Below are 15,995 nucleotides of genomic sequence, written 5' to 3' on the forward strand. Positions count from 1 at the left end.
CGAGGCGGCTCGCCGCTGCCCCCAAGCCCTCAACAGTGCGGCGACCCCTTGCGGGGCTGTACCTGCCCAAAGCAGGTGCAGCCCTTTTCATTTGTGCTGAGCGGAACGCAGAAGCGGGCGCCGAAATGGGCGAGGGCAGGGGCCACGATCCCGGTGGCGTAACCCTGCCCTCTGCTTAAGCACGCCGATGGTGTGCCGAAATCCTTAACGAAGGGTTAAGGAAAATAGGCAAGCACGCCGGTCCGCGGATTGCGCTTCTCGTAGAACTCGTTGCCGCCCGCCTCGAGCACGTAGAACATGTTGTCGTAGGGGAAGCGGAGGCCCGCAGTGTGGAAATGCTGCGCCTGCCGGACGCCATGATGGCGCTGCCCGCGAATGATCGAATCGGCGACTTCGCTCGCAAGGGCAACGCTGCGCGTTTCGCTCATCGGACGGGTGAGGACACCTTGTGCGAACTGGTTCTTCTGCCCCACCACGCCGCAGATCGAACTGGGATAGCGGTCGTCCTGGACGCGGTTCATGACGACTGTGCCGACGGCCAGCATGCCGTCGCGGCTCGAGCGGATGGATTCGAAATACATCGCGCGCATCAGACATTCCTTCTCCGAAACGCTGGCAAAGCCGCCACCGCCCCAGCCGAACCCGAAGCATCCCGAAAGGGAGAGGGCGGCGACGATGGCGGCAAGAGGCGTGCGGAGACGGGCGAAACGCATGAACTTTTCCCGGTCTGTCGGAGATTGGAAAAGATTGCGGGAACGGGCTTAAGATTTGATTGAGATCCGCAATCGGACAGGCGACGTAGTGACTTCGGACCTTGGCGCTTGACCCGGGTCCGGCCTATGGGCCCTATAGGCGCAGCCCCTCCAGACGAGCCCTCATGACCCCAGCCGACCCACAGCAAACCGACGCCGGAAGCCGCCACCTGCTGCTGGTGGGCGCAGGCCTGGCGAACGGGCTGATTGCGCTGCGCATGGCGCGGCAGGACCCGCAGGTGCGCATCACCATGATCGATGGTGCGACTGAGCCGTTCGGCGAACACACATGGTCCTTCCATACGGCCGATCTCAGCCCCGAGGATCTCGACTGGGTGCTGCCGGTGGCGGCCCATAGCTGGACGGGCCAGCAGGTGCGGTTTCGCGCCCATTCCCGAACGCTCGGGACAGGCTATGCCTCGCTGACCTCGGCCTCGGTGCGTTCGGCGGTCGAAAGCCTGCCGAACGTCGAAATCCGCACGGGCGCGCCGGTCGCGGAGGTTCATGCCGACCGCGTGGTGCTCGCGAGCGGAGAAACGGTTGCGGCCGATTGCGTGATCGATGCGCGCGGGCACCGGAAGAGCCCGCACATGCAGTTGGGCTTTCAGAAATTCGTCGGGCTCGAGATCGAAACCGAGACCCCGCACGGCATTTCGGTGCCGATGATCATGGACGCCTCGGTGGACCAGAAGGACGGCTATCGGTTCGTCTACCTGCTGCCATTCTCACCCACCCGGCTGCTGATCGAAGACACCCGCTATGCCGATGGGGAGGCGCTCGACCTGCAGGCGCTTGCCGGGGACATTTCGGAGTACGCCGCCGCGCGGGGGTGGGAAGTGAAATCCGTCGTCCGCGAGGAGCATGGCGTACTGCCCATCGCGCTTGCCTTCGATGCCGAGGCCTTCTGGCGCGACGCGCCCCCGGATGTGCCACAGGCCGGGATGCGCGCAGGGCTTTTTCATCCCACCACCGGCTACAGCCTGCCCGAAGCGGTGAGGGTCGCCAATGTCGTCGCCGACAGCTGGCCCACCGGCAGCGCGGCATTGGCCGGGCGTATCCGCGAACACGCGCTCGGGCGCGCGCGGGCCCAGTCCTTCTATCGGCTTCTCAACCGCATGCTGTTCCGTGCGGCAATACCGACGCGGCGGCACCTCGTTCTCGAGCGCTTCTATCGCCTGCCGCAGAGCCTGATCGAGCGCTTCTATGCCGGCCGCACGACGCCCGCCGACATTGCGCGGATCCTCATCGGCAAGCCGCCCGTACCCATCGGCCGGGCGCTCTCTTGCCTCAGCGAACGCAGATTTCTCCAGGATGCCGGAAAGTAGATGAGCATGACACGCAGTGCGGCAGTGATCGGTGCGGGGTTCGGGGGATTGGCGCTGGCCATCCGCCTGCAGAGCGCGGGCGTGCAGACCAAAGTCTACGAGAAGCGCGACAAGCCCGGCGGGCGCGCCTATGTCTACAGCGATGACGGCTTCACCTTCGACGCGGGCCCGACCGTGATCACCGACCCCGATTGCCTCGAGCAGCTCTGGGCGCTGAGCGGACGCAAGATGTCGGACTATGTGACGCTCCTGCCCGTGACGCCTTTCTACCAGCTCTGCTGGGAGGACGGGTACCGCTTCGACTATGCCAACGACCAGGAGGCGATCGACCGGCAGATCGCGGCGAAATCGCCCGACGACGTCGAGGGGTATCGCAAATTCCTCGCCTATTCCGAGGACCTCTATCGGGAGGGCTACGAAAAGCTCGGTACGGTGCCGTTCCTCAATTTCTGGTCGATGATCAAGGCGGCGCCGCAACTGATACGGCTCGAAAGCCATCGCAGCGTCTATTCCAAGGTCGCGAGCTACATCAAGGACGACCAGCTTCGGCAGGCGTTCAGCTTCCATTCGCTGCTCGTTGGCGGCAATCCCTTCGACACCTCCTCGATCTATGCGCTGATCCATGCGCTCGAGCGCAAGGGCGGGGTCTGGTTCGCCAAGGGCGGCACGGGCGCGCTGATCGCAGGCATGGTGCGGCTGCTCGAAGATCTGGGCGGCAAGGTCGAGCTCAATGCCGAGATCGACCGGATCGAGGCCGAGGGCGACCGGGTGAAAGCTGTGGTGCTGAAGGATGGCCGGCGCGACGCCTTCGACATGATCGCGAGCAATGCCGATGTGGTCCACACCTACAAGGCGCTGCTGCGCGGAACCCCGCGAGGGGAGAAGCAGGCGCGGGCGCTCGAGAAGAAGCGGTTCTCGATGTCGCTCTTCGTCGTCTATTTCGGGCTTTCGACCAAGCGCCCGGACCTGCGGCACCACATGGTGCTGTTCGGGCCTCGCTATCGCGAACTGATCCGCGAGATCTTCTCGGCGGACGGGCTGGCCGAGGATTTCTCGCTCTATCTGCACGCGCCATCGGTGACCGACGACAGCCTCGCCCCTGAGGGTGGCAGCGCCTATTACGTGCTTTCCCCGGTGCCGCACCTCGGGACGGCCGATATCGACTGGGCGGTCGAGGGACCGAAATATCGCGACCGCATCCTCGATTACCTCGAAGAGCACTATATCCACGATCTTCGGCGCGACCTCGTGACGGTGCGCCATTTCACGCCTTTCGATTTCCGCGACGAGCTCAATGCCCATCTGGGTTCGGCCTTTTCGGTCGAGCCGATCCTGACCCAGAGCGCATGGTTCCGCCCGCACAACCGGGATGACGAGATCTCCAATCTCTACATCGTGGGGGCAGGCACGCATCCCGGCGCCGGTATTCCCGGCGTCGTGGGGTCGGCCAAGGCGACGGCCGGGCTGATGATCGAGGATGCGCAGAAATGAGCAGCGCCGACGGCGTCGTCGCGCTTTCCGAACAGTCGATCGCCAAGGGCTCCAAAAGCTTTGCCGCAGCGGCACGCCTTTTCGACCGGCAGACCCGGGACGACGCGGTGATGCTCTATGCCTGGTGCCGGCATTGCGACGACGTGATCGACGGCCAGACCTCCGGACATGACCAGATCGCCGATTTTCGTACCGGGCAGGCCGAGCGGCTGGCGCTGCTGCGGGCCCAGACCGACGCGGCACTTATCGATGGCAAGGCCCACGACCCGATCTTCGAGGCCCTGCGACGGGTGGCCGAGCGCCACCAGATGCCGGCGGTCTATCCGCGCCAGCTGCTCGACGGGTTCGAGATGGACGTCACCGAGCGCCGCTACGAGACGCTCGAGGACACGCTCGACTATGGCTATCACGTCGCCGGGGTCGTGGGCGTGATGATGGCGATGATCATGGGCGCACGGGCCCCCGGCGTGCTCGACCGGGCTTCGGACCTCGGCATCGCCTTCCAACTCACCAATATCGCGCGGGATGTGATCGAGGATGCGCGGGCGGGGCGGGTCTATCTGCCCGCAGAGTTCCTCGCCGCCGAGGGGATCGGCACGGTGGATGCGGCGGACCCGGCGCAGCGCGCGCCGCTGCACCGGGCGGCGCTCAGGCTGCTCGAAATCGCCGAGACCTATTATGCCTCGGCCTATCAGGGCATGGCGGCGCTGCCGCCGCGTTCGGCCTGGGCGATCGCCGCTGCGCGGCGCGTCTATCGCGAGATCGGGGAGCGCCTGCGTCGCGGCGGGCCGGCGGCCTGGGAGCGGCGCGTTTCCACCAGCAAGACCGAGAAGATGGCGCTGCTTGCGATTTCGCTTACGGACGTGGCGGCGAGCCGGATGGGACGGGCCGACGTGCCCCGCACGGGGCTTTACCGTCGGCCCCTCTGAGCCTCAATGGGCGGTGGGGCGGTTCTCGTCCTCGCTGAGCGCGGTGCGGTCATAGCCCTTGCGGTTGGCGTCGAGCTCCTTGACGAGCTTGTCGACCGGCTTGGCGTAGACGAAGCCGAAAGAGACGCAGCCATCGCGGCCCTGCACGGCATGGTGCAGGCGATGGGCCTGGTAGACGCGCTTCAGATAGCCTTTGCGCGGCACGTATTTGAACGGCCAGCGCTGGTGCACGAGCCCGTCATGGGCCACGAAATAGAGAAAGCCGTAGATGGTGAGCCCCAGCGCTACGTACCAGAGCGGCCAGTACCAGAGGGCGCCCGCCCAGAAGAGGGCAATGGCGATCACCCCGAAGACGACGGCGTAGAGGTCGTTCTCCTCGAGCATGCCCTCATGCGGCTCGTGATGGGATCGGTGCCAGCCCCAGCCCCAGCCATGCATGATGTATTTGTGCGAGAAGGCGGCAAACCACTCCATGAACACCACCGTGGCGAGGGTGATGGCGGCAGGCACCAGAAAATAGAGAAGATCCATCGAGTAGAGGCTCCTAGGAAATCACGGCCGGGCGCGCCTCGGTTGCGCGGACGGTCGGCAGCTTCCACCAGGGAACCCACGGCTTGTCGTGGTGCTCGTGGTGGTAGCCGAAATGAAAGCACGTCAACAGCGACACCGGCCAGGAGAAGTCGTTGGACCGGGCGCGATGACGGTCGGGGAAGGTCTCGTTTTCCTCGATCCGGTGCGGCCGGTAGGTGCCGAAATAGAAGAGCTGGATGGACGAGAGGATCGCTGGCAGCGCCCAGAAGAGCAGAATGAGCGGGAAGCGTTCGCGCAGGATGACGACGTAGAGCACCACCGCGATGGTGAGGAAGCCGAATTCGCGCCAGCCGAAATAGGTGCGGAAGAAGTTGAGATACCACGGCCAGAAGCTGCTGGGATGGTTGGCGTCGAAATCGGGGTCGAGCGCGGTGCCGGCATGGCGGTGGTGATCGTGATGGCTGCGATAGAGCGTCTCGTAGGAAAAGCCTGCGTAGAGCCCCACGCAGATGCGGCCGATGAGCCGGTTGATGTCCGGGCGGCCGGGCACGAGCGAGCCATGCATGGTGTCGTGCGCGACGATGAAGAGCCCGACGCTGAGCCAGGTCTGCAGCGCGACGACGAGCGGGATGGCCGGCCAGTAGACCGACCAGTCCACAAAGAAGATGCTGCCGACATGCACGGCGAGCCAGGCGCCGACGACGAGTGCGGCAAGCGTCAGGCTGATCGCCGTGTCACGGCGGGAGAGAGCGGGAAGCGATCCGGTAGCGGCCATTTCAACCATCTCCAGGAGGCATCAGAGCCTCAGTCTCGCGCGGGATATCGCAATCGATGCCAGTAGCCCCAGAAGGCCGGTCAGCGCCAGCGGCAGGAGCGAACCGGTCAGGTCGGCCAGCGCCTCGCCGCGCCAGAGAACCCCATGATAGGCCTCGATCGTCCAGGCATTGGGAGTATACCAGCCGACATCCTGCAGCCAAGGCGGCATCATGTAGCGGGGCACCATGCTGCCGCCTATGGCCGAAAAGACCAGCACCACGAATGTGGAGATTGTTTGAGCCTGTTGCTTGCTGGTGCATGCCGACGCGACAAAAAGCGCGAGGCCCGAGGCCGCCATGGCGGCAAAGAGCGTGGTGAGGAGCCAGGCGAGGGGATCGGCACTGACGTCCACCGAATAGGCGAGGGCGGCGACGAGGAAGATGAGCCCGACCTGGATGACGCCCTGAGCGGTGAGGAAGAGATATTTGCCGATGACGACCACATCCGTGCCGGCGGGGCCGACGGCGAGGCGGTCGACGATGCCCGAATTGCGCTCCTCGATCAGGGTCGCGGCCCCCTGCATCGCCGAAAAGAGGAGAAAGAGGATGGCGACCGCGCCCGCGTAATAGGTGACCGCGCCGCCGCTATTGCCGCCACCCCCGACGACCTGCTGGGCGACGAGCCCGCCACCTTCGGCAGGCGTGTCGCCCGCATCGGCGGCGATTGCCTCGAGCCCGGCCGCGAGGCGGGCGGACTGGCCGGGGTCGAACCCGCCGACCAGTTGCTCGACGAGCGGCGCGGTCCGCGCGAGGCCGATCTCCGGAAGGGTCTCGGCGACAAGGCGCTGAACCTGCCCTGCAACGATCCCGCCGGCCATGGCCTTGCCGGGATCGACGAAGACGACGATCGGCGCCTCGTCACTGGGACTGTCGAGGGCGCTGCGCACGAGTATGCCCGCATCGGCACGGCCCGCTTCGACGGCGCTGCGAAGGGCCGCTTCGTCGACCGGATTATCCGAGAGGACGCGCAGGCCGGGCTCGGCGCGCAGCGCGGTCTCGAGCCGCTCGGTGACAGGAGAGGGCGCAAGGACGGTGTAGCCGACCTGCAGCTCCAGCTCGTCGCCGCTGGTGCCCGAGAAGATCGCCGCGAAGATCACGAAGATGGTCGGGGGCAGCAGGAACGCCATGGCGAGCGCTCCGCGATCGCGGATCAGCGAGAGGGCCATCACGCGAAGCATGGCGAAGATCATCGGTCGGGCCCTGCCTCGTTTCGCGCCAGATGCAGGAAGAGACTGTCGAGCCCGGGCTCGCGGACACGGATTTCGCGCACGGGCGAACCGAGGCTCTCGAGCCGTGCCGACAGACCGGTCAGCGTCTCGTCGATCACCATGCCGAGCGTCGTCCAGATCGTGGTGTTGTGCGAAGGCATGAAGCCCGCTTCGGCGAGGGCCGCTCGACCCTCGGCTTCGGGCGGGCGGCGCAGCTCCAGCATCACCTCCTTGCCGCCCTGAAAGGCGAGATCGATGAGATGGCGCGGTGCGCCCTGGGGGCCGATCACTCCGCCGCGCAGAAAGCCGACTCGCGAGCAGAGCGCCTCGGCCTGGTCGAGGTCATGCGTTGCCAGAAGCACCGCCATGCCGCCGGCACTAAGATCGCGAATGACCTCGTGCAACTCGTTGCGCGCATCGACATCCACCCCGACGGTCGGCTCGTCGAGAATGAGAAGGTCGGGCTGGTGCAGGATGGCGGCGGCGATGTTCACGCGGCGCTTCCAGCCGCCCGAAAAGATGTCGACGCGCTCCTCGAGCCGTTCGTCGAGCCGCGTGGCATGGGCCGCCCATGCGATCGCTTGCCGCCTTTCGCTGCGCGAGAGCCCCGACAGCGCGCCGAAGACGTCGAGATTCTCCCGCGCGGTCAGATGCATGTAGAGCGCGATTTCCTGCGGCACGAGACCGATGTGATGCAAAGTGTGCCGATCGCGGTTGGACTGGCCGACGATGCGGATATCGCCCGAGGCGGGGCGCACGCGCCCGCAGATGGCACGGATCAAAGTCGTCTTGCCCGCGCCGTTCGGGCCGAGCAGGCCGAAGACCTCGCTGCGCCCGATCTCGAGCTCGAGATGCCTCAGGACATGTCTCTTGCCGAACCGGACGTCGAGCCGGTCCACTTCGAGAACCGCCTCGCCGCGATCGGCAGCGAACCGGTTTGCACTCAAGGCGTGACGATCCCCTTGGCAGCGAAGATGCGGCTGACGAGGGCGCGCATGGGCTCGGGCGAAACCCCGGACTCAACGAGTGCCGCATCGGCCTGCGCCAGATGCTCCTCGAAGCTGAGACGCGCCCGCTCCACCCCGAGCATGGAGACGAGGGTGGGCTTGCCGCCGTCCTTTCCGACATCCTTGCCGATATCGGCCGCGGCGGCGGTCTGGTCGAGCAGGTCGTCCGCGGTCTGGAAAGCGAGACCCAGATGGCGGGCATACCGGCCGATGGCGGCCGTCTCGCGCGGGCCGAGCCCGGCGATTACCGCGCCAAATTCCGCCGATGCGACAAAAAGCACGCCGGTTTTCAGCCAGTTGACGTCCTCCACCGCGTCGCGGTCGAGCCCGTCGCGGAAATTGAGGTCGAGCTCCTGGCCGGCGACAAGACCCTCGCAGCCGATGGCGCGCGCCATGATCGCGGAGAGCCGGGACCGCGTTTCGGCAGGAAGGGCGTCGATATCGGCCAGAATGCCATAGGCGCAGTTCATGAGCGCGATGGCCGCGAGGATCGCCGTCGCTTCGCCAAAGGCGACATGGGTGGTCGGCCGCTGGCGACGCAGCGCCGCATCGTCCATGCACGGCAGATCATCGAGGATGAGCGAGGCGGTGTGGACCATTTCGAGCGCGCAGGCAGCGTCGAGCACGGCGGCGTGGCTCGCCTCGTCCGGCGCGGCAACGAGATAGGCGAGCACCGGCCGGACGCGTTTGGAGGGTGCGAGCAGCGCGTGGCGAATGGCGCCATTGAGCGATTGCGGTCGCTGTTCGGCCGAGGGCACGAGTTCCCCCAGGCGCCGGTCGATCGCTTCGCGGAGGCGGGTGAAATCGGCGAGCAGTGGCGAGGGTGCACCGCGCAACGGGCCCGAACCCTCGCGCCGTCCGGCAAGCTCCTGAATTTCGCCCATGACCGCGTCCCTTCAATCGATGGACAGCTTTGCGACTGCCGCAGGTGCGCTGACCCGGCGCACGGACCTTCCCGCTGCAGCGGACGGGCCCACTCATAACCTGTGTTGCAGTTTTGAGCGGGCGCGCCCAAACTGCAAGCACAATGTCCTGCAAATGCCGTGAATGGGAGGCCGCACTGCTCACGGATCGGAAGAACCAGCACCTGCAACTGGTGCTCGAGGGCAAGGGCGCGGCGGCACCGGGCATCAGCACGGGTTTTGAACGATTCGCATTCGAGCATATCGCCCTTCCCGAAATCTCGCTCGAAGACGTGGATATCGGCACCCATTTCCTCGGAAAGCGGATGAGCGCGCCCCTGCTTGTGAGCTCGATGACGGGCGGGCCGGCGCGTGCCGCAGCGATCAACGCCAATTTGGCGGAAGCCTGCGAGGCCCTCGGCATCGCGCTTGCGGTGGGCTCGCAGCGGGTGGCCATCGAAGGCGCATCCGCCAGCGGGCTCGGGCTCGATCTGCGCCAGCGCGCACCGACCATTCCGATTCTCGCCAATTTCGGCGCGGCACAGCTCAATCTCGGCTACGGCCCGGATGAGGCGCGGCGCGCCGTCGAGATGATCGGCGCCGACGCGCTCATCATTCACCTCAACCCGCTGCAGGAAGCGGTGCAGCCCGAAGGCGACCGGGACTGGCGCGGGCTGCTCATGCGGATCGAGGCGCTGGCGCGGGTGCTCGAGGTCCCGATCGCGGCAAAGGAGGTCGGCTCGGGGATAACCGGTGCGCTGGCGCGGCGGCTCGTCGATTGCGGGGTCGCGGTTATCGACGTGGCGGGCGCCGGGGGGACCTCCTGGGCTGCCGTCGAGGCAGGGCGCGCGCGCAACCCCTCGGAGGCGGCGATTGCCTCGGCCTTTGCCGGCTGGGGGCAGTCGACCTCTGACGCAATTCTTTCGGTGCGCGAAGCCTGCTCCGATGCGGTGATCGTGGGATCGGGCGGGATTCGCGACGGCATCGACGTGGCCAAGGCTATCCGTCTCGGCGCCGATATCGCGGGGCAGGCCGCGGGCGTACTGGCGGCGGCCAATACGTCTCCGGAGGCCATCGTCGAGCATTTCGGCATCGTCATCGCGCAGCTGCGGATCGCGTGCTTCTGCACTGGATCGGCCGATCTTTCAGCGCTGCGGCGGGCACCGATCCATCGCGTGCCCTCGGCACTGCCCGAGTCGCTTTTCGCCCGGTAGAACCGGCGACGCATCCGGAGAACCGGCTAATACTTTCGGATTAGGCGCGGCCACGGCGCCCGGCGACCCTGTGGTGTCCCATTGGGGCGAAATGCGGCGTTCTGCCTCAGCTTTGCCAGAGTTCGGGCACTGCCCGCGGCTTTGAAGAGGCTTCAGAGCGTTCCGTCAAAATTAGAACGCCGGTCTAAGCGTAGTTGCATTGGCGGCAAAGCGTGGACTAGGCTGGACCCAACCTAAAAGCGAGGAGCCCAGGACAGATGATCGGCAAGAAGGTTTTGAGTTTTGGTCTGGCGGCGGTCTTGGGCGGTGCCCTGGCGTCGGCCACGATTGCCGGTGGACTTCCGGGCGCGCCCGCATTGACGGGTTCGGTCTTCGACGCAGCAGCTCCTGTACTGCGCGTTGCGCAGGCGGACGATGAGATGCTCGCCGCCATGATGAGCGAAGGCGAGCCGATTTATCAGGACTTCTGCTCGGCCTGCCACGGCACCAGCGGACGCGGCGATGTGGGCCCCGGCCTCGTGGGCAATGGCCGGCTTGCCGATCCCGCCTTCGTCTATCGCCAGATCGCCCAGGGCGGCAGCGAGATGCCCGGCTTCGACGGCGTGCTGAGCGAAGAGGAACTGCTGGCCGTCGGCCACTACGTGATGAACGCGTGGGGCAATGAGTACGGTCCGCTGACCGCCGAGACCGCCGGCATCGCCGAGTAGGCATGACGGGCCCCGAGGGGCCGTCCGCAATCGATTTCACGACAGGACGCCGGCCACCCGGCCGGCGATCGATCCGTCGCGCCCGTTTTCTGGGCCGGCGATCCGCAGACTCCCGTCGGGCACCATGTCCGACGGCTCGAAGATGAACCCAAATGAGGGAGAGGGAGGACTATGCTTCGCAAACTGCACTCGACCGTCCTGGTCTCCGTCGTCAGCCTGGGCCTGGCCCTGTCTGGCGCGGTCGCGCAAGACGCAACCACTTTCGGTGACAAGCTCGGCTTCATGCCCGTCGCCGACACCAATCGCCCGCTGATCGGAGGCACCGGCCACGTCTCGGCCACGCTGGATGGCAGCACGCTGACCATCGAAGGCGAGTTCGAGGGGCTTCGCAGCCCGGCGACCGTGCTCGCGGTCCATACCGGGCCGATGGCCCAGACCGGGCCCGAGATCGCCCAGATCGAGATCGAAGGCGGCGCCACCGATGGCAGCTTCTCGGGCGAGATCGAGCTCGACGACGAGCAGCTCGCAATGCTCCAGGACAATTCGATCTACGTGGTCGTGAAGTCCGAGCGCAACGACACCGGCGAACTGCGCGCCTGGCTCGTCGCCAACAACGCCCAGTGATGGGATCGACACACTAAGAGGAGGGGAGACAATCATGGTCTCGATCAAATACGGCCTCGCCGCGCTGATGGCGTCGACGGCCCTGCTGGGCGCGGTGCCCGCAGCCCTGGCGCAGCAAGACTTCACGCCGCTTACCGACGAAATGATGACCGATCCGGATCCGGCGGACTGGATCCACTGGCGCCGCACCTATGACGGGCATGGCTACAGCCCGCTCGAGCAGATCACGTCCGAGAACGTGCGCGGGCTCGAGCTCGTCTGGTCCTGGGCGATGGAGCCCGGCACCAACCAGCCGACCCCGCTCGTCTATGACGGCATGATGTTCCTGCCCAATCCCGGCGACATCGTTCAGGCCTTCGACGCAGCTTCGGGCGACCTGATCTGGGAATATCGGCGCGACATGCCCGAAGAGGTCGGCCTCGGCCGCCCGGCGCGCAACATCGCCATCTATGACGACAAGATCTACCTGTCGGCCGATGACGGCTTCGTCGTCGCGCTCGATGCGCGCACCGGCGCTCTCGTCTGGGAGACCGAGCGGGCCGACTACACGAAGGCCTATTTCTCGTCGTCGGGCCCGATGGTGGTCAATGGCGTCGTCATCGCCCAGCTCAATGGCTGCCAGCAGTTCTACGAGGACGGGTGCTACTTCACCGGCCACGACGCCCAGACGGGCGAGGAACTCTGGCGTACGTCCACCATCGCCCGCCAGGGCGAAGAAGGCGGCGACACCTGGGCCGACCTGCCGAACGAACTGCGCGGCGGCGGCGACACCTGGATCACCGGCAGCTACGATCCCGAACTCGACCTCTATTATGTCGGTGTTGCCCAGCCCAAGCCTTGGGTGCCCGCCAGCCGTGGCATGACCACCGAGGATGACGCGCTCTACACGAGCTCGACCATCGCGGTGCGTCCGCAGACCGGCGAGATCGTCTGGTACTACCAGCATTCGCCCGGCGAAGCGCTGGACTGGGACGACGTGTTCGAGCGCGTGCTGATCGATATCGGCGACGAAAAGACCGTCATGACGATCGGCAAGAGCGGCATCCTGTGGAAGCTCGACCGCGAAAATGGCGATTATCTCGACCATATGTTCGCGACCTTCCAGAACGCCTGGATCGACTTCGACGAAAACGGCCGTCCGACCTATCGCGAGGACATCCGCAACGCCCAGGTCGGCGACACGCTCTCGGTCTGCCCGAGCACGGCAGGCGGCCATGACTGGCCCGCAACGAGCTATTACGAGCCCTCGCAGCTCCTGATCATCCCGCTCAGCCAGAGCTGCATGGAGATCCGTGGCCGCGAAGTCGAGCTCGTGACGGGTTCGGGCGGCTCGCAGGCCGATCGCTGGTTCTTCGAGATGCCCGGCACCAACGGCAATCTGGGCAAGCTTTCGGCGATCAACGTGGAGACGATGGAAGAGGTCTGGAGCGTCGAACAGCGCGCTTCCTATCTCACCGGCATCCTCTCGACCGCCGGCGGCATCGCCTTTGCGGGCGACCTCGACCGCTACTTCAAGGCCCATGACGTGGAAACCGGCGACGTCGTCTGGCAGACCCGCCTGCCGACCTCTGTTCAGGGCTTCCCGATCACCTATGAAGTCGATGGCCGGCAGTATATCGCCGTGACCACCGGCCTCGGTGGCGGCAGCCCGCGGAACGTGCCGCGTCTGGTGACCCCCGATATCGTGCATCCGAGCGTGGGCAACGGCGTCTACGTCTTCGCGCTGCCGCAGAACGATTGATCGGCGTCGTCAAATGAACTCTGAAGGGGCCGACTGGCCCCTTCATCGTCTGCCCGGGAGGAGACCGTGGTGATGACTTCTATGAAACGCCGCCTGTGCGCGGCGCTGGCGGCCTTCGCTTTCGTGGGCACCGAGGCGATCGCTCAGATCGCCATTCCATACGTTCCGCCCGAACTGCACCAGGAGCGCCGCTGGCTGCGCGGCAGCACGGTGACCTTCTGCATCTGGGAAGTGAGCCCGACCTTCGCGGTCGATCGCGAGATCGGCCAGGCGATTGCCGACGCTTTGCTGCTCGAAGCCGATTTCCGCGTCTACGACAACCGCGTGCCGCTCCTGGGCGACGATTTCTGGGAGGCCGTCTTCATCCAGCTCGCCGAGCAGTGCGATGCGGTGATGGGCTTTTCGATCGCGGGCAATCTGTCCTCGGACTGGCTCTTGCCCTCGAGCCCCTATTTCGAAGCGCCGTTCGTCCTCGGCGTCACCAATCCGGACTATCGCCGCCTCGGGGACATTCCGCCGGGCCGTCCGATCGGTTCACTGCTCTATACCCTCGCCGATGCGCGGCTGATGGAGTACCAGTCCGTGCTGCCCCAAGAGCAGCGCTGGACGCGCTATCCGTTCTCATCGGCGCAGCAGGGCCTCGATTTCCTCAATGACGGGCGGGTGGAAGGCACCATCTTCTGGACCCCGACGATCGGTCAGCTGACCGACGGGGATCCCGAAGGGCAGGGGATCCGGCTCGTGCCACTGGATCCTGTGACGACCCCGCCGAGCCCGATCGGCATGATGCTGCGCGAACACAACGCCTTTCTTCGCAACGAGATCGACCAGGCCATCGCCGCCCTGCGGGCGGACGGCACGATCGACGCCTTGGTCGAGGCTGCGGGCATTCCAACGCTGAGCGCGCAGTGATGACGGGCTGCGGGTCGGGAGGCCTGAGCGCTCGATGCTGACCGAAATCTCGATGCCGCAGATCATGATGCGCATCATCGCCATGGTGGTGCTGATGGCGGTCCACGGCTTCTCGCTGGCCTTGCTCGCGCGGGCCTTCGGTGACCGCGGCCCACAATATGACGGCAGGCTGACCCTCAATCCGCTCAACCACCTCAACGTCCTCGGGCTCGTTGCCGGCATCGCCGGCAGGACGGGGTGGATCATCCCGATGGACATCGCGCCGAAGGACGTCCGTGACGGGCGCGCCGGAATCGTCGCAATCGTCGTGCTGAGCCTTCTCGTGCTGATCGGCTTCGGCATGCTCGTGCTGCAGGCCCGGATTCTCGCCGCGAGCCTCCTCGATCCGACGATCTCGAATTATGTCGTGATGGGCATGACGACGATCGCCGACTGCGCGGCGTGGTTTGCCGTGTTCAATCTCCTGCCGCTGCCGCCCCTGACCGGGGGGCTGATCCTCGCCGCCTTCGCGCCGCGCGCGGCCGCTGCGATCGCAAAGCAGAGCTTCTGGATCGGGTCTGCCATCGTCATCCTGATGGTGCTGACGCGCGGAACCTGGATGCAGCCTCTCGTTACGCCCGTCCGAAACCTCGTATTCCTCGGGTTCGGCGGCTGATCAGTCGAGCCGGCCTGCGGCATAGGCCGCCTCGATGAGATCCACGGCCCCGGCCAGTCCCTCATCGACGATGTGGAGGTAACGCGTCCAGTCCTCGAGCCTGCCGAGGTCTTCGGCGCCATCGGAAATGCCGCGAAGCGCAATGAGCCCGACGGTGAAGGCCTGGCAGGCGCGCAGGATCGCGAAGGTCTCCATGTCGACCATGTCGGCATCGATGGTCTCATAGGCTGTACCCGAGACGATGTTGGCGCCGGTCGAAAGCCGGGCGGTCTCGAGACCCTCGAGGATCGGGGAGAGCGGCAGCTCGGCGGGTAGATCGAGGAAGGGCGTGACGCCGCGGGGAAAGCCCAGCGGGCTCGCATCCATATCGCGATAGGAAACCGAGCGCGCCTGATAGACGCCGCCCTGCCTCAGGCGGTTCGAACCGGCGGAGCCGAGGGAAACGACGAGCTGCGGGAGCGAGCCGGCCTCTCTGCGCCTGGCGAGTTCGCGGGTCGTGTTGATGGCGGCCTCGACCGGGCCGACCCCGATCATGACCGGGTCTATGCGGGACCTCAGCGCAGCGCCATACTCGGCATCGGCGGCCATCAGATAGAGGATAGGATGGCGTTGGCGGGTCATGGCGGGATCCGTGACGGAGGGGCGTGCGTTTTGCCCCAGAACTAGACGTTCATTTGCCACCCATCAAGGAGAGCGGCGATGCTCGCCAACAGACGCGTCGGAACGATGATCCCCGTACATGACCTCAAGCGCGCGACGGACTGGTATCGCGACAGGCTCGGGCTCGAACCGAAAAGCCGATATCACGACATGGGCGCCAGCTACGTGCTGGGAGAGGGCACGGAGTTCTTTCTCTACCAGACCCCGAATGCCGGGCAGGCACCCCATACGCTGATGTCCTTCTATACCGATACCATCGAGGAGGACATGAAGCGGATGCGCGAGGCGGGCGTCGAATTCATCGACTACCCAGAACTTTCCACCGTCGACGGGCTGATGGACACTGGCGAAGTCAAGAATGCCTGGTTCAAGGATTCCGAAGGCAACATTCTGGGGATCGTGGAGGGCAGCTGACCACGGGACGGGTGACCCGGCATCACGCCATCAGCGTCTCCCGGCAGCAGGTCTCCCCGCTCATTTTTTCTCCCGCTTCGCCTCCAAACGAAATGCGGCGCGCTTGTG

The 15,995-nt window shown here is 65.9% G+C and carries 16 protein-coding genes and 1 pseudogene; 10 read left to right on the forward strand and 7 right to left on the reverse strand.

What is annotated here, in order from left to right; genetic code table 11:
• Nucleotides 1–248: 248 nt before the first annotated feature.
• Nucleotides 249–713 (reverse strand): annotated as a pseudogene (locus EMQ25_RS06355) (cell wall hydrolase); the annotation flags it as partial.
• Nucleotides 714–877: 164 nt separating this feature from the next.
• Here EMQ25_RS06355 and crtY point away from each other — a divergent pair.
• Genes crtY through EMQ25_RS06370 form a run of 3 tightly spaced genes read left to right on the forward strand, consistent with a single transcriptional unit; the run spans nucleotide 878 to nucleotide 4,497 of the window.
• Nucleotides 878–2,077 (forward strand): lycopene beta-cyclase CrtY, encoded by a 1,200-nt coding sequence (crtY, locus tag EMQ25_RS06360; protein ID WP_127187718.1) that lies wholly within the window; start codon nucleotides 878–880, stop codon nucleotides 2,075–2,077.
• A complete protein-coding gene (locus EMQ25_RS06365; protein WP_127187719.1) occupies nucleotides 2,078–3,568 on the forward strand; it encodes a phytoene desaturase in 1,491 nt (496 codons plus the stop codon).
• On the forward strand, nucleotides 3,565–4,497 hold the full coding sequence (locus EMQ25_RS06370) for a phytoene/squalene synthase family protein (RefSeq protein WP_127187720.1): 933 nt from the start codon (nucleotides 3,565–3,567) through the stop codon (nucleotides 4,495–4,497). The genes EMQ25_RS06365 and EMQ25_RS06370 overlap by 4 nt, the downstream gene beginning before the upstream one ends.
• A gap of 3 nt (nucleotides 4,498–4,500) precedes the next feature.
• Here EMQ25_RS06370 and EMQ25_RS06375 read toward each other — a convergent pair whose 3' ends face one another.
• From EMQ25_RS06375 to EMQ25_RS06395, 5 genes are read right to left on the reverse strand one after another with little or no spacing between them, the layout of a single operon-like run.
• The gene (locus EMQ25_RS06375; RefSeq protein ID WP_127187721.1) at nucleotides 4,501–5,028 is read right to left on the reverse strand and encodes a sterol desaturase family protein; all 528 of its coding nucleotides are present in this window, start codon (nucleotides 5,026–5,028) and stop codon (nucleotides 4,501–4,503) included.
• 13 nt (nucleotides 5,029–5,041) lie between these two features.
• A complete protein-coding gene (locus EMQ25_RS06380; RefSeq protein WP_127187722.1) occupies nucleotides 5,042–5,803 on the reverse strand; it encodes a fatty acid desaturase in 762 nt (253 codons plus the stop codon).
• Between the two features lie 21 nt (nucleotides 5,804–5,824).
• Nucleotides 5,825–7,033 carry an ABC transporter permease gene (locus EMQ25_RS06385; protein ID WP_127187723.1) on the reverse strand — a complete coding sequence of 403 codons (1,209 nt, stop codon included), beginning with the start codon at nucleotides 7,031–7,033 and terminating at the stop codon, nucleotides 5,825–5,827.
• A complete protein-coding gene (locus EMQ25_RS06390; RefSeq protein ID WP_127187724.1) occupies nucleotides 7,030–7,998 on the reverse strand; it encodes an ABC transporter ATP-binding protein in 969 nt (322 codons plus the stop codon). Before EMQ25_RS06390 ends, EMQ25_RS06385 begins: the two co-directional genes overlap by 4 nt.
• Nucleotides 7,995–8,942, reverse strand: coding sequence for a polyprenyl synthetase family protein (locus tag EMQ25_RS06395; RefSeq protein WP_127187725.1), 948 nt, complete (start codon nucleotides 8,940–8,942; stop codon nucleotides 7,995–7,997). The genes EMQ25_RS06390 and EMQ25_RS06395 overlap by 4 nt, the downstream gene beginning before the upstream one ends.
• Nucleotides 8,943–9,085: 143 nt before the next feature.
• Between EMQ25_RS06395 and fni the strand changes: the two genes are divergently transcribed.
• The 6 genes from fni to EMQ25_RS06425 all read left to right on the forward strand — a co-directional run bounded on the left by fni (nucleotide 9,086) and on the right by EMQ25_RS06425 (nucleotide 14,813).
• Nucleotides 9,086–10,174: a type 2 isopentenyl-diphosphate Delta-isomerase gene (gene fni / locus EMQ25_RS06400; protein WP_127187726.1), complete on the forward strand. Its 1,089-nt coding sequence runs from the start codon at nucleotides 9,086–9,088 to the stop codon at nucleotides 10,172–10,174.
• A 257-nt stretch (nucleotides 10,175–10,431) separates the two neighbouring features.
• Nucleotides 10,432–10,881 carry a c-type cytochrome gene (locus EMQ25_RS06405; protein WP_127187727.1) on the forward strand — a complete coding sequence of 150 codons (450 nt, stop codon included), beginning with the start codon at nucleotides 10,432–10,434 and terminating at the stop codon, nucleotides 10,879–10,881.
• A gap of 171 nt (nucleotides 10,882–11,052) precedes the next feature.
• Nucleotides 11,053–11,505 (forward strand): CHRD domain-containing protein, encoded by a 453-nt coding sequence (locus EMQ25_RS06410; RefSeq protein ID WP_127187728.1) that lies wholly within the window; start codon nucleotides 11,053–11,055, stop codon nucleotides 11,503–11,505.
• Nucleotides 11,506–11,539: 34 nt separating this feature from the next.
• Nucleotides 11,540–13,246: a pyrroloquinoline quinone-dependent dehydrogenase gene (locus EMQ25_RS06415; protein WP_127187729.1), complete on the forward strand. Its 1,707-nt coding sequence runs from the start codon at nucleotides 11,540–11,542 to the stop codon at nucleotides 13,244–13,246.
• 72 nt (nucleotides 13,247–13,318) lie between these two features.
• Nucleotides 13,319–14,158, forward strand: coding sequence for a substrate-binding periplasmic protein (locus EMQ25_RS06420; protein ID WP_127187730.1), 840 nt, complete (start codon nucleotides 13,319–13,321; stop codon nucleotides 14,156–14,158).
• A gap of 34 nt (nucleotides 14,159–14,192) precedes the next feature.
• Nucleotides 14,193–14,813, forward strand: coding sequence for a zinc metalloprotease (locus EMQ25_RS06425; RefSeq protein WP_127187731.1), 621 nt, complete (start codon nucleotides 14,193–14,195; stop codon nucleotides 14,811–14,813).
• On the opposite strand, the gene EMQ25_RS06430 is transcribed toward EMQ25_RS06425, so the two are convergent.
• Complete coding sequence (locus EMQ25_RS06430; protein WP_127187732.1) at nucleotides 14,814–15,434, reverse strand: 5'-methylthioadenosine/S-adenosylhomocysteine nucleosidase; 621 nt, start codon at nucleotides 15,432–15,434, stop codon at nucleotides 14,814–14,816.
• Nucleotides 15,435–15,512: 78 nt separating this feature from the next.
• On the opposite strand from EMQ25_RS06430, the gene EMQ25_RS06435 reads away from it, so the two are divergent.
• Nucleotides 15,513–15,887 (forward strand): VOC family protein, encoded by a 375-nt coding sequence (locus tag EMQ25_RS06435; RefSeq protein ID WP_127187733.1) that lies wholly within the window; start codon nucleotides 15,513–15,515, stop codon nucleotides 15,885–15,887.
• Nucleotides 15,888–15,995: the final 108 nt, after the last annotated feature.

Origin of the sequence: Arsenicitalea aurantiaca (assembly GCF_003994485.1) — a bacterium.
In the GTDB taxonomy this organism is placed as follows: Bacteria; Pseudomonadota; Alphaproteobacteria; order Rhizobiales; family Devosiaceae; genus Arsenicitalea; species Arsenicitalea aurantiaca.

Bases quoted from the DNA above. Each gene is read 5' to 3' on its own strand.
- crtY (WP_127187718.1), top strand. From the start codon at position 878: ATGACCCCAGCCGACCCACAGCAAACCGACGCCGGAAGCCGCCACCTG.
- EMQ25_RS06365 (WP_127187719.1), top strand. From the start codon at position 2,078: ATGAGCATGACACGCAGTGCGGCAGTGATCGGTGCGGGGTTCGGGGGA.
- EMQ25_RS06370 (WP_127187720.1), top strand. From the start codon at position 3,565: ATGAGCAGCGCCGACGGCGTCGTCGCGCTTTCCGAACAGTCGATCGCC.
- EMQ25_RS06375 (WP_127187721.1), bottom strand. From the start codon at position 5,028: ATGGATCTTCTCTATTTTCTGGTGCCTGCCGCCATCACCCTCGCCACG.
- EMQ25_RS06380 (WP_127187722.1), bottom strand. From the start codon at position 5,803: ATGGCCGCTACCGGATCGCTTCCCGCTCTCTCCCGCCGTGACACGGCG.
- EMQ25_RS06385 (WP_127187723.1), bottom strand. From the start codon at position 7,033: ATGATCTTCGCCATGCTTCGCGTGATGGCCCTCTCGCTGATCCGCGAT.
- EMQ25_RS06395 (WP_127187725.1), bottom strand. From the start codon at position 8,942: ATGGGCGAAATTCAGGAGCTTGCCGGACGGCGCGAGGGTTCGGGCCCG.
- fni (WP_127187726.1), top strand. From the start codon at position 9,086: ATGTCCTGCAAATGCCGTGAATGGGAGGCCGCACTGCTCACGGATCGG.
- EMQ25_RS06405 (WP_127187727.1), top strand. From the start codon at position 10,432: ATGATCGGCAAGAAGGTTTTGAGTTTTGGTCTGGCGGCGGTCTTGGGC.
- EMQ25_RS06410 (WP_127187728.1), top strand. From the start codon at position 11,053: ATGCTTCGCAAACTGCACTCGACCGTCCTGGTCTCCGTCGTCAGCCTG.
- EMQ25_RS06415 (WP_127187729.1), top strand. From the start codon at position 11,540: ATGGTCTCGATCAAATACGGCCTCGCCGCGCTGATGGCGTCGACGGCC.
- EMQ25_RS06420 (WP_127187730.1), top strand. From the start codon at position 13,319: ATGACTTCTATGAAACGCCGCCTGTGCGCGGCGCTGGCGGCCTTCGCT.
- EMQ25_RS06425 (WP_127187731.1), top strand. From the start codon at position 14,193: ATGCTGACCGAAATCTCGATGCCGCAGATCATGATGCGCATCATCGCC.
- EMQ25_RS06430 (WP_127187732.1), bottom strand. From the start codon at position 15,434: ATGACCCGCCAACGCCATCCTATCCTCTATCTGATGGCCGCCGATGCC.
- EMQ25_RS06435 (WP_127187733.1), top strand. From the start codon at position 15,513: ATGCTCGCCAACAGACGCGTCGGAACGATGATCCCCGTACATGACCTC.